9 protein-coding genes are annotated in these 12,790 nt (G+C 68.9%); all 9 read left to right on the forward strand.

What is annotated here, in order from left to right; genetic code table 11:
* Positions 1-411: 411 nt before the first annotated feature.
* The 9 genes from CEK68_RS16785 to CEK68_RS16825 all read left to right on the forward strand — a co-directional run bounded on the left by CEK68_RS16785 (position 412) and on the right by CEK68_RS16825 (position 12,691).
* Complete coding sequence (locus CEK68_RS16785) at positions 412-1,776, forward strand: aspartate aminotransferase family protein (RefSeq protein WP_152240055.1); 1,365 nt, start codon at positions 412-414, stop codon at positions 1,774-1,776.
* A 93-nt stretch (positions 1,777-1,869) separates the two neighbouring features.
* Positions 1,870-2,991: a polyamine ABC transporter substrate-binding protein gene (locus CEK68_RS16790; protein WP_152240056.1), complete on the forward strand. Its 1,122-nt coding sequence runs from the start codon at positions 1,870-1,872 to the stop codon at positions 2,989-2,991.
* 565 nt (positions 2,992-3,556) lie between these two features.
* Positions 3,557-4,810: an HlyD family secretion protein gene (locus tag CEK68_RS16795; protein WP_152240057.1), complete on the forward strand. Its 1,254-nt coding sequence runs from the start codon at positions 3,557-3,559 to the stop codon at positions 4,808-4,810.
* On the forward strand, positions 4,807-6,384 hold the full coding sequence (locus CEK68_RS16800; protein WP_148828095.1) for a DHA2 family efflux MFS transporter permease subunit: 1,578 nt from the start codon (positions 4,807-4,809) through the stop codon (positions 6,382-6,384). Before CEK68_RS16795 ends, CEK68_RS16800 begins: the two co-directional genes overlap by 4 nt.
* Positions 6,385-6,397: 13 nt before the next feature.
* Positions 6,398-7,900, forward strand: a complete 1,503-nt coding sequence (locus CEK68_RS16805) for an efflux transporter outer membrane subunit (protein WP_193314232.1) — start codon at positions 6,398-6,400, stop codon at positions 7,898-7,900.
* Positions 7,901-8,074: 174 nt separating this feature from the next.
* Positions 8,075-9,217, forward strand: coding sequence for a polyamine ABC transporter ATP-binding protein (gene potA / locus CEK68_RS16810; protein WP_017912269.1), 1,143 nt, complete (start codon positions 8,075-8,077; stop codon positions 9,215-9,217).
* The gene (locus tag CEK68_RS16815) at positions 9,214-10,176 is read left to right on the forward strand and encodes an ABC transporter permease subunit (RefSeq protein ID WP_152240059.1); all 963 of its coding nucleotides are present in this window, start codon (positions 9,214-9,216) and stop codon (positions 10,174-10,176) included. The genes potA and CEK68_RS16815 overlap by 4 nt, the downstream gene beginning before the upstream one ends.
* The gene (locus tag CEK68_RS16820) at positions 10,173-11,024 is read left to right on the forward strand and encodes an ABC transporter permease subunit (RefSeq protein ID WP_152240060.1); all 852 of its coding nucleotides are present in this window, start codon (positions 10,173-10,175) and stop codon (positions 11,022-11,024) included. Before CEK68_RS16815 ends, CEK68_RS16820 begins: the two co-directional genes overlap by 4 nt.
* Before the next feature lie 302 nt (positions 11,025-11,326).
* On the forward strand, positions 11,327-12,691 hold the full coding sequence (locus CEK68_RS16825) for an NAD-dependent succinate-semialdehyde dehydrogenase (protein ID WP_152240061.1): 1,365 nt from the start codon (positions 11,327-11,329) through the stop codon (positions 12,689-12,691).
* The last annotated feature ends 99 nt before the right edge of the window (positions 12,692-12,790 follow it).

Genomic DNA, 12,790 nt, shown 5'->3' on the forward strand with positions numbered 1-12,790 from the left:
TCTGAGCTCGATAAGGTGCACCAGTTGTCCAGCGGTCGCAGCCTCGTGCGCGAAGCAAAGATTACAACGACCAAGTTGCGGCGAGTTACCTTTCTTTGCTTGTGCAAAGAAAAGTAACCAAAAGAAAGCACACCCTGCCTCGCGCCCTCCGCGCTAACGCGCTCCGGGTCCGCGTCCATGCCGGGGATTCGCGGAAGGGGCATCCTGCCCCTGCCGCGAACGGCGCACATCCATGTGCGCCGCCCCTTCGGGGTTTTTCCCCGGCACGGCCGCCGCTTCGGAAGGGAACCCGGTAAGGCAAGGGCAAAAGCAACAGCAAGGGCAAGAACAACAGCAACAGCAACAGCAACAGCAACAGCAACAGCAAAGCCTGGTCGCGGCGGCGGCCTTGGTATCGACATTGGAGTGGACATGGACCGGATCGACACGCGCGCCCTGCAGGACCTGGATGCCGCGCACCACCTGCACCCGTTCAACGACAACGGCGCCCTGGCGCAGAAAGGCACCCGCATCCTCACCCGCGGCGATGGCGCCTACGTCTGGGACGCCGACGGCAACCAGTTGCTGGACGCCTTCGCCGGCCTGTGGTGCGTCAACGTCGGCTACGGGCGCAAGGAACTCGGCCAGGCCGCCGCGCGGCAGATGGAACAGCTGGCGTACTACAACAGCTTCTTCCAGTGCACCACCGAACCCACCATCCGCCTGGCCGCCAAGCTCGCCGAACTGGCGCCGGGCGACCTCGACCATGCCTTCTTCACCAACTCCGGCTCCGAGGCCAACGACACCATCCTGCGCCTGGTGCGGCACTTCTGGGCCGTGCAGGACCGGCCGCAGAAGACGATCTTCATCGGCCGCCACGACGGCTACCACGGCACCACCATGGCCGGCGCCAGCCTCGGCGGGATGAAGGGCATGCATCGCCAGGGCGGCCTGCCGATCCCGGACATCCACCACATCGATCCGCCGTACTGGTTCGGCGACGGCGGCGACATGGATCCGGAGGAATACGGGCTGCTCGCCGCGCGGCGACTGGAGGACAAGATCCTGGAGCTGGGACCGGAGCGGGTGGCCGCGTTCATCGGCGAGCCGATCATGGGCGCGATCGGCGTGTACATCCCGCCGCGCAGCTACTGGCCGGAGATCGAGCGCATCTGCCGCCGCTACGACGTGCTGCTGGTCGCCGATGAGGTGATCTGCGGCTTCGGCCGCACCGGCGAATGGTTCGGGTCGCAACACTTCGGCTTCCAGCCGGACGTGATGACCATCGCCAAGGGCATCACCTCCGGCTACATCCCGCTCGGCGCGGCCATGTTCGGCACGCGCGTGGCCACGGTGCTGAAGGAGCAGGGCGGCGAGTTGGCGCATGGCTGCACCTATTCCGGGCACCCGGTGTGCGCGGCGGTGGCGCTGGAGAACCTGCGCCTGCTGCAGGACGAGGGCATCGTCGAACGCGCGCGCGGCGAGATCGCGCCGTACCTGGCGCAACGCTGGGCCGAGCTGGGCGAGCACCGGCTGGTGGGCGAGGCGCGCATCGTCGGCATGATCGGCGCGCTGGAACTTGTGCCGGACAAGCCGCGGCGGCAGTACTTCCCCGAGCGCGGCAAGGTCGGCGCATTGTGCCGCGACAATGCGCTGCGCCGCGGCCTGATCCTGCGCGCCACCAACGACGCGATGCTGCTGTCGCCGCCGCTGATCCTCAGCCGCGCCCAGGTCGACGAACTGTTCGACAAGGCCTGGCTGGCGCTGGAGGATACGGCCCAGGCGCTGGGCAAATAGCCCGGCGCTGGGTAGTCTGGAGCCCCGATCCCGGATCCGGCGCGCGCCGCCGATCCTTCCATTCCTGCCCCCACGGACCCGCGGAGACCTGCGATGAAGCTGCGACTGCTCACTCTTTCCCTGGCCACGGCGCTGCTCGCCGGCTGCGGCGGCTCCGGCGGCGACGCGGACAAGGCGGGGCAGGGCGAGGCGAAGGTGCTCAACGTGTACAACTACTCGGACTACATCGCCGAGAACACGATTCCCGACTTCGAGAAGCAGAGCGGGATCAAGGTCACCTACGACGTCTTCGACAGCGACGAGATGGTGGAGACCAAGCTGCTGGCCGGCGGCAGCGGCTACGACGTGGTGGTGCCGACGCTGAACTTCTTCGGCCGGCAGATCCAGGCCGGCGTGTTCCTGCCGCTGGACAAGAGCAAGATCCCCAACCTGGCCAATCTCGATCCGCAGATCATGCAGCGCATCGCGCAGCAGGATCCGGGCAACAAGTACGGCGTGCCGTACATGGTCGGCACCACCGGCATCGGCTACAACGTCGACAAGGTCAAGGCCGCGTTCGGCAGCACTGACATCGCCAACAGCTGGGACCTGGTGTTCAAGCCGGAGAACCTGGCCAAGCTCAAGGACTGCGGCGTGACCCTGCTGGACACGCCCTCGGACCTGATCCCGATCGCGTTGCACTACCTTGGGGAGGATCCGCACACCACCGACCCGGCCAAGATCGAGCAGGCCGCGGCGCTGATCAAGCGCATCCGCCCCTACGTGCAGAACTTCCACTCCTCGCAGTACGTGACCTCGCTGGCCAACGGCAGCACCTGCCTGGCGGTGGGCTGGTCCGGCGACATCATCCAGGCCCGCGACCGTGCCGAGGAAGCCAAGAACGGCGTGCACGTGGCCTATTCGATCCCCAAGGAAGGCGCGCCGCAGTGGTTCGACATGCTGGCCATCCCCAAGGACGCCAAGCATCCGGAGAACGCCTACGCGTTCATCAACTACCTGCTGACGCCCAAGGTGGCCGCGGCCAATACCGACTTCATCCACTACGCCAATCCGGTGCCGCAGGCGACCCCGCTGGTGGACGCGGCGATCCGCAACGATCCCACCATCTATCCGCCGCCGGACGTGGCCGCGAAGATGTTCACCTATTCGATCAACCCGCCCGAGGTGGACAAGCTGTACACCCGCCTGTGGACGGAGATCAAGACCGGCCGTTGAGCCGGTGGCGTTGCGGTCCGGGTAAGGCTTTGCGGGTTGACCCGGACCGCTATGGCGCTGCGCTTGCCCGAGCGACCAGGGGGAGCGTAAGCGGCTGTTGTGGGAGGGACTTCAGTCCCGACGCGATGCTGCCTGGGACGCATCGCGTCTTCGCCCGTCGCGGCTGAAGCCGCTCTTCCCTCTTTGCCGGTCCACGCAGGTATCGCGCCGGCAAGCTCTCCCGTTTGATCGGAGCGGGCCACACCTTTTCCCGCAGGAGCGGCTTCAGCCGCGACGGGCCTTCCCGATCGCGCCCCGTCGCGCGGCCGAAGGGCGCCCCGACACATCGCTCCCCCATCGGGATGAGAGACCGGGGGACATCGCTCCCTCGATCCAAGCGGCCGGGTCGGGCGCCGCATAGCGTCCGCCATCGCGGCGACGCCGCAGCGCCACCGCCACCGCCAGGTCGCGCTCACACACTCTGTACTCACCGGTACAAATAATGCGCCGGCTGGCGTACGCTACCGTTTGGTGGCGTCGCCGTTCCGACCCGGCGACGTTCTTCCTCTCCCCAGGAATCAGCGACTTGAGCAACCACGACCCAGACTCCTCACAGGCGCCGCGGCAGGCCGCCGCGCGCGATGCCCACGCCGGCCAGGGCCAGTCCGGCTCGCCCCGGGACGGCAAGGGCCAAGCCGACGACGGCAAGTCCGACACGCCGTCGCCGCTGAAGAACCCCAAGGTCAAATGGACCCTGCTGCTGATCGGCCTGCTGGTGGTGATCGGCCTGGTGGTGTGGCTGATCTATTACCTCACCACCGGCCGCTACCTGCAGGAAACCAACAACGCCTATCTGCAGGCCGATACGGTGGCGGTGGCGCCGCGGGTCAACGGCTACGTGACCGCGGTGTATGTGCGCGACAACCAGAGCGTGACCGCTGGGCAGCCGCTGCTGGAGATCGACCCGCGCACCTACCGCGCCACCCTGGAGCAGGCGCAGGCGGCGATCGCGGTGCGCCAGGCCGACATCGCCGCCGCCGAGGCCGGGCTGCAGGCGCAGCGCGCCAGCCTGCTGCAGGCGCGCACCCAGGTCACTGCCGCCGCCGCCAGCCTGCGCTTCGCCCAGGGCGAGGCCAAGCGCTTCGGGCCGTTGGCCGCCTCCGGCGCCGACACCCACGAACATTACGAAAGCATCCTCCACGACCGCGATCGCGCGCAGGCGCAGTTCGACGCGGCCAAGGCCCAGGTCGTCGCTGCGGAGAGCCAGGTGCAGGGCACCAGCGCCAAGCTCGACCAGGCCCGTGCTGGACTGGTGCAGGCGCAGGCCGACGCCGCGCAGGCGGAAGTGGCGGTGGAGGACACCCGCCTGACCGCGCGCATCGCCGGCCGCATCGGCGACAAGACCGTGCAGGTCGGCCAGTTCGTCGCGGCCGGCACCCGGTTGATGAGCGTGGTGCCGGTGGACGCGCTGTACCTGAGCGCCAACTTCAAGGAAACCCAGGTCGGGCTGATGCGGCCGGGGCAGCCGGCGCGGATCGAGGTCGATGCGCTGTCCGGGGTGGAACTGGACGGCGTGGTCGAGAGCATCGCCCCGGGCACCGGGTCGCAGTTCGCGCTGCTGCCGCCGGAGAACGCCACCGGCAACTTCACCAAGGTGGTGCAGCGGGTGCCGGTGCGCATCCGCCTCAAGGCCGGCGCCGAGGCGCGCAAGGTGCTGGTGCCGGGCATGTCGGTGACGGTGACCGTCGATACGCGCAGCGCCAAGGATGCCAAGGAGCGCGTGGAGGAAGAGGACGCGCAGGGCCAGGATGCGGTCGCCCCGCGCGGGCGCACCCCGTGAGCGAAGCGGCCGCGGCGGCTGGCACGCAGGCGCCGGGCAAGGCCGACACCGGGGCCTGGCTGGCGGTGGCCGCCGGCACCATCGGTTCGTTCATGGCGACGCTGGACATCTCCATCGTCAACGCCGCACTGCCGACCATCCAGGGCGAGGTCGGCGCCAGCGGCACCGAAGGCACCTGGATCTCGACCTCCTACCTGGTCGCCGAGATCGTGATGATCCCGCTGACCGGCTGGTTCGTGCGCACCCTGGGGCTGCGCAACTTCCTGCTGATCTGCGCGCTGCTTTTCACGTTTTTCTCGGTGGTGTGCGGGCTGTCCAGCAGCCTGACCATGATGATCCTCGGCCGGGTCGGCCAGGGCTTCGCCGGCGGCGCGCTGATCCCCACCGCGCTGACCATCGTCGCCACGCGCCTGCCGCCGGCGCAGCAGACCCTGGGCACGGCGCTGTTCGGCATGACCGTGATCCTGGGCCCGGTGATCGGGCCGCTGCTGGGCGGCTGGCTCACCGAGAACGTGAGCTGGCACTACGCGTTCTTCCTCAACGTGCCGGTCTGCGCCGGCCTGGTGGCGCTGCTGCTGCTCGGGCTGCCGCACGAGCGCATGTATCTGCGCGGGCTGCTCGACGCCGACTGGCTCGGCATCTTCGGCCTGACCGCCGGACTGGGCGCGCTGACCGTGGTGCTGGAAGAAGGCCAGCGCGAGCGCTGGTTCGAATCCACCGAGATCGTGCTGCTGAGCGTGGTGTCGCTGGTCGGCTTCATCGCCCTGGTGGGCTCGCAGTTCCTCAGCCGGCAGCCGGTGATCCGCCTGTCGATCCTGCTGCAGCGCAGTTTCGGCGCGGTGTTCGTGATGGTGATGGCGGTGGGCATGATCCTGTTCGGGGTCATGTACATGATTCCGCAGTTCCTGGCGGTGATCTCCGGCTACAACACCGAGCAGTCCGGCTACGTGGTGCTGCTGTCGGGTGTCCCCACGGTGCTGCTGATGCCGATGATGCCCAAGCTGCTGACCACGGTGGACGTGCGCGTGCTGGTGCTCGGCGGGTTGAGCTGCTTCGCCGCGGCCTGCTTCGTCAACATGCACCTCACCGCCGAGTCGGTCGGCATGCATTTCGTCGCCGGGCAGCTGCTGCAGGGCTGCGGGCTGGCGCTGGCGATGATGTCGCTCAACCAGGCGGCGATCTCCTCGGTGCCGCCGGACCTGGCCGGCGACGCCTCGGGCCTGTTCAATGCCGCGCGCAACATGGGCGGCTCGATCGGCCTGGCGCTGATCTCCACCTTCCAGGAGCGGCGCATGGTGTTCCATACGCAGATGCTCGGCAGCGGCACCACCGCCAATTCGCCGCTGGCGCAGGACTACCTGCATGGCATCGCCGCGCAACTGCAGTCGGTGTCCGGCGCCGGCGCGGCGATGCAGTCGCTGGCGCAATTGGCGCGGCTGGTGCAGCAGCAGGCCCTGGTGATGACCTACAACGATCTGTTCTGGATCTTCGGGGTGATCGTGGTGTGCACGATCCCGCTGGCGTTCCTGCTCAAGCCGCTGCCCAAGGGCGGCGCTCCGCTCGCGATGCATTGAGGATTCCATGGCCCTGCGTTTCTCCCGCGTTCTCGTCGCCGCCGCGCTGCCCTCGCTGCTGTCGGCCTGCATGCTCGGCCCGGACTACGTGAAGCCGCCGCCGGTGGCCGAGGCGGCGCTGGCGCAGCCGCGGCTGCACCGCGCCGATGCCACGGCCGCGGCCGCCGGCGTGGTGCCGGCACCGCCGCCGCAGCGCTGGTGGGACACCCTGCAGGATCCGCAATTGACCATGCTGGTCGAGCAGGCCCTGCAGCACAGCCCCAACCTGCGGGTGGCGCAGGCGCGCCTGCGCGCCTCGCGCGCGCTGGTCGACCAGCGCCACGCCGAGCAGTTGCCCAGCGTCGGGGCGACGGCCGCCTATCTCAACGCGCGCGCGCCGGATGCGCTGACCGACCGCCTGGGCAGCATCGCCGCCGGCACCGGCCAGCCGGTGGAGATCGATCCGCGCGCGCAGCTCTACAGCGTCGGCATCGATGCCAGCTGGGAACTGGATTTCTTCGGCCGCCGCCGCCGCGCCAGCGAGGGCGCACTGGCCGATGCCCAGGCCGACGAGGCCGACCTCGCCGACACCCAGGTGCAGATCGCCGCCGAAGTGGGGCAGGCCTACCTGGGCTACCGCAGCACGCGTGCGCGCATGGCCGTGGCCCAGCGCAACCTGGAGGCTGCCCGGCAGACCCTGCAGTTGACCCGGCAGCGCCGCGAGCGCGGCGCCGACGCCGACCTGCAGGTGGAACGCGCGCAGGCGCAACTGCAGCAACAGGAAGCGGTACTCCCGGACCTGCAGGCGCAGGCGCAGGTGGCGCTGGACCAGTTGGCGCTGCTGATCGGCCGCGAGCCCGGCGCGCTCGATGCCGAACTGGCCGCCGACCGGCCGTTGCCGACGCTGCCGGCGACGGTGCCGGTGGACGATGCCGGCGCGCTGATCCGCCGGCGCCCGGACGTGCGCCGCGCCGAACGTCAGCTGGCCTCGTCCTCGGCGAAGATCGGCGAAGCGCTGAGCGCGTATTTCCCGCAAGTGCGGCTGCTCGGCAACATCGGCATGGCCGCGACCTCGCCGGGTGATCTCGGTCGCGATGCGCTCAACAGCGTGGTGGCGCCGTTCCTGCAATGGTCGATCTTCGATTTCGGCGGCACCCGCGCCAAGGTCGAGCAGGCCCGCGCCGGCAATGAAGCGCGGCTGGCGGCGTATGAGGGCACGGTGCTGGCCGCGCTGCAGGACGCCAACGGCGCCCTGGCGCGGTTCGGCGCCGCGCGCCAGCAGGCGCTGGCGGCGGACAAGGCCGCCGCCTCGGCCGATCGTTCCGCTGCGTTGCTGCAGCAACGCTATGCCGCCGGCGCCTCGTCGCTGATCGATGCGCTGGACGTGCAGCGCCAGCAGGCCTCGGCCCAGGACAGTGCGCTGCAGGCGCATACCCAGGTGCTGCTGCGCTACGTGGCCCTGCAAAAGAGCCTGGGCCTGGGCTGGGCGGCACCGGAGGCTCCGGCGTCCGCGCCAGCGCCAGCCACGGCGCAGTAAGCGCGCGCCGCTTCTGCGAATCCCCAATCCCGACTCCCGAATCCCGCGCCGCCGCGCGGCGTGGCCGCCGCGGTATCGCCGACGCGGCGCCCACGGCTACACTGAGGCTCACCGCGCCGCGGTCGCCGCCGCAGCGGCGCTCCGCACGACGGCGTGCTTCACGGGGAATCAGCGATGGCGTTGAGCGAAGCGAGAACCGACCATCTGCCGGCACCGCCGCCGGCCAAGGGCGCCGGCTATGTGTCCATCGCCGGCCTGCGCAAGGAATTCGACGGGTTCGTCGCGCTGGACGACATCGATCTGGACATCGGCCAGGGCGAGATCTTCGCGCTGCTCGGCGGCTCCGGCAGCGGCAAGTCGACGCTGCTGCGCTGCCTGGGCGGGTTCGAGCAGCCCAGCCGCGGCCGCATCGTGCTCGACGGCCAGCCGCTGGATGGGCTGCCGCCGTACCAGCGCCCGCTCAACATGATGTTCCAGTCCTACGCGCTGTTCCCGCACATGAGCGTAGAGCAGAACATCGCCTTCGGGCTGAAGCAGGACGGCCTGTCGCGCAGCGCCATTGCCAGCCGCGTCGGCGAGATGCTGGAGCTGGTGCGGCTGGGCACGCTCGGCAAGCGCAAGCCGCACCAGCTCTCCGGCGGCCAGCAGCAGCGCGTGGCGCTGGCGCGCTCGCTGGCCAAACGGCCGAAACTGCTGCTGCTGGACGAGCCGATGGGCGCGCTGGACAAGAAGCTGCGCTCGCAGATGCAGTTGGAACTGGTCTCGATCATCGAGACCTCGGGGGTGACCTGCGTGATGGTCACCCACGACCAGGAGGAGGCGATGACCATGGCCACGCGCATCGCGCTGATGGAGCAGGGCCGCATCCGCCAGGTCGGCACGCCGGGCGACATCTACGAGTCGCCGAACAGCCGCTTCGTCGCCGAGTTCATCGGCTCGGTGAACATGTTCGAGGGCCGCATCGGCGAGGACCATCCCGACCACGTGACCGTGTTGTGCCCGCAGTTCCCGGTGCCGATCTACATCAGCCACGGCATCACCGGCGTGGAAGGGCAGGAGGTGGCGTTCGCGGTGCGTCCGGAAAAGGTCTGGATCACCAAGGGCGAACCCGAGCAGACCTACAACAAGGCGCGCGGCACCATCGAGGACATCGCCTATTTCGGCAGCCACTCGATCTTCCACGTGCGTCTGCCCAGCGGCATCCGCGTGCAATCCAACTTCGCCAACCAGAAGCGCTGGGACAGCGAAGGCATGACCTGGGGCGACACGGTGTGGGTGTCGTGGGACGACAACGACGGCGTGGTGCTGACCGCATGAGCGCGCCCGTCGTCCCGGTGCCAGCGCAACCGACGCCACGGCTGCGCCTGCAGCAGCACCTGCGCCTGGGCTCGCTGCCGGCGCTGCGCTGGCTGGTGATCGCCGCGCCGTACCTGTGGCTGCTGCTGTTCTTCGCGATCCCGTTCCTGATCGTGCTGCGCATCTCCTTCGCCGAGCAGGCGATCCGCAGCCCGCCGTACAGCGAACTGCTCGAAGTCCGCGACGGCGTGCTGACGCTGAAGCTGACCCTGCAGAACTACCTGGCGCTGCTGCGCGACCACCAGTACATCGAGGCCTACTGGGGCTCGATCAAGATCGCCGGCATCTCCACCGCGCTGACCCTGCTGATCGGTTACCCGATGGCCTACGCGATCGCGCGGCTGTCGCCGTCGGCGCGCAACATCGCGATGATGCTGGTGGTGCTGCCGTCGTGGACCTCGTTCCTGATCCGCGTCTACGCCTGGATCGGCATCCTCGACAGCAATGGCGTGCTCAACCGGGCGCTGCTGGCGCTGGGCCTGATCGATGCGCCGCTGCATATCCTGTACACGCCGGTCGCCGCCTACATCGGCATCGTCTACTGCTATCTGCCGTTCATGGTGCTGCCGCTGTACGCGACCCTGGTCAAGCTCGACCAGCGCCTGCTCGAGGCCGCCTACGATCTCGGCGCGCCGCCGTGGAAGGCGTTCCTGACCGTGACCCTGCCGCTGTCGCGGCCGGGCATCGTCGCCGGCTGCATGCTGGTGATGATCCCGGCGGTGGGCGAGTTCGTGATCCCGGAGATGCTCGGCGGCCCGGACACGCTGATGATCGGCCGGGTGCTGTGGGGCGAGTTCTTCAACAACCGCGACTGGCCGACCGCTTCGGCGGTGGCGATCGCGATGCTGGCGCTGCTGATGGTGCCGATCCTGATCTTCAACCGCTACCAGCAGCGCCAGCTCGAAGGCGGTCAGGCATGAGCGGCGCGCGCGGCGGCATGGGCAGGGTATTGCGCTGGACGGTGCTGGGCGCCGGCTTCGCCTTCCTGTACCTGCCGATCCTGCTGTTGATGGTGTATTCGTTCAACGCCTCCAAGCTGGCGACGGTGTGGGCCGGCTTCTCCACCAAGTGGTACGGCGAACTGCTGCGCGACCGGCAGATCCTGCAGGCGGCGTGGATCAGCCTGAAGGTGGCGTTCTGGACCGCCACCGCGTCGATGGTGCTCGGCACGCTGGCGGCGATGGCGATGACCCGCTTCCGCCGCTTCCCCAGCAAGAGCCTGTTCGGCGCGCTGGTGACCGCGCCGCTGGTGATGCCGGAGGTGATCATCGGCCTGTCGATCATGATGATGCTGGTATCGATGGGCGGCGTGCTCGGCATCCCGCCCAAGGGCGTGATGGCGATCTGGGCCGCGCATGTCACCTTCACCCTGTCCTTCGTCACCGTGGTGGTGTCCTCGCGCCTGCAGGAGCTGGATCGCTCGCTGGAAGAGGCGGCGATGGACCTGGGCGCCAACCGGCTCAAGGTATTCTTCCTGATCACCGTGCCGATCATCGCCCCGGCGCTGGTGTCGGGCTGGCTGCTGGCGTTCACCCTGTCGCTGGACGACGTGGTGATCGCCAACTTCGTCGCCGGCCCGGATTCGACCACGCTGCCGATGACCGTCTTCTCCTCGGTGCGCATGGGCCTGAAGCCCAAGATCAACGCACTGGCCACGCTGATGGTGCTGGCGGTGTCGATCGCCGCCGTCGTCGGCTGGTGGCTGATGGCGCGCAGCGAAAAGCGCCGCCAGCGCGACATGCAGTTGGCGCAACAGCACGGGGGATGATGTGCGCTGCTTTTCCGTGGAGCGGCGTCAGCCGCGACACGCATTGCCGGTAAGGCCTGTCGCGGCTTAAGCCGCTCCCACGGGATCTTGCGCCGAGCTTGCCTGGTGCACTGTGGGAGGGACTTCAGTCCCGACGCATTGCGCCATCGGAAAGCACGGCGCGTCGCTCCTGGCTGCTGCATGACAGTCGACTCACACAGGCCACGCGGAACACTGTGAGCCATCGCGCTGTATGGCATCGCCACGTCGCCGCAACGTCCACGGCGCTAGGCTGGCCGCACACTTTTCCAGGAGTCCGCGCGATGCCTTACGACACCGTCAATCCGGCCAATGGCCAGGTCGAATACAGTCTTGAGCTGATGGATGCCGCCGCCGTCGAACAGCGCCTGGCCGCTGCGGCGCAGGCGTTCCCGGGCTGGGCGGCGACGCCGCTGGAGCAGCGCGGCGCGCTGCTGCGCAAGGTCGGTGCGCAGTTGCGCGAACAGCGCGACGCGATCCAGCGGGTGATGACCGCGGAAATGGGCAAGCTGCGCAAGGAGGCGCTGGCCGAACTCGACAAGTGCGCCGCCGCCTGCGACTACTACGCCGAGCATTCGGCGGACTACCTGCGCGAGCAGGCGGTGGCCACCGATGCGCAGCGCAGCTACGTGCGCTACGAGCCGCTGGGCTGCGTGCTGGCGGTGATGCCGTGGAACTTCCCGATCTGGCAGGTGTTCCGCTTCCTGGCGCCGGCGCTGATGGCCGGCAACGTCGCCCTGCTCAAGCACGCCAGCAACGTGCCGCGCTGCGCCGACGCGATCCGCAAGGTGCTGGCCGACGCCGGCGTGCCGGACGGGGTGTTCGACGTGCTGCACATCGACAACGACCAGGCCGCCGAGGTGTTGCGCGATGCGCGCGTGGCCGCGGTCACCCTGACCGGCAGCGAGCGCGCCGGCCGCTCCATCGCCGCCAATGCCGGTGGGCAGCTGAAGAAGTGCGTGATGGAGCTGGGCGGCAGCGACGCCTTCGTGGTGCTGGACGACGCCGACCTGGACGCCGCCGTGGCCGCGGCGGTGAAGTCGCGCTTCGACAACGCCGGGCAGACCTGCATCGCGGCCAAGCGTTTTTTGGTGGTGGAGGCGATCGCCGACGAATTCGTGCGTCGCTTCGTCGCCGCCGCGGCCGAGCGTCGCCTCGGCGACCCGCAGGACGAGGCGACCACGCTGGCGCCGATGGCGCGCCAGGACCTGCGCGACGAACTGCACAAGCAGGTGCAGGCCAGCATCGCCAAGGGGGCAAAGCCATTGCTCGGTTGCGAACCCGAGCGCGGCAGCCACGCCGGCTATCCGGCGTCGATCCTCGACCGCGTGACGCCGGGCATGCCGGCCTACGACGAAGAACTGTTCGGCCCGGTCGCGGCGATCCTGCGCGTGGCCGACGAAGCCGAAGCCGTGCGCGTGGCCAACGACACCACCTTCGGCCTGGGCGGCAGCGTCTGGACCCGTGACCGCGCCCGCGGCGAGCGCGTGGCCTGCCAGCTGCAATGTGGCGCCGCCTTCGTCAACGCCATCGTCAAGAGCGACGTGCGCCTCCCGTTCGGCGGCATCAAGCGCTCCGGCTTCGGCCGCGAACTGGCCGAGCATGGCATCCATGAGTTCATGAATATCAAGTCGGTGTATGTGGCTTGAGTTGGGAATCGGGAATGGAAAATTGGGAATGGGAAAAGCGGCGGCGCCTGATGGCGCCGTCTGTCACGGATGATTGCTGCATGCCTAACGATGCAGCGT

It is taken from the genome of Xanthomonas sp. LMG 12461, assembly GCF_009192935.1.
GTDB lineage: Bacteria > Pseudomonadota > Gammaproteobacteria > Xanthomonadales > Xanthomonadaceae > Xanthomonas_A > Xanthomonas_A sontii.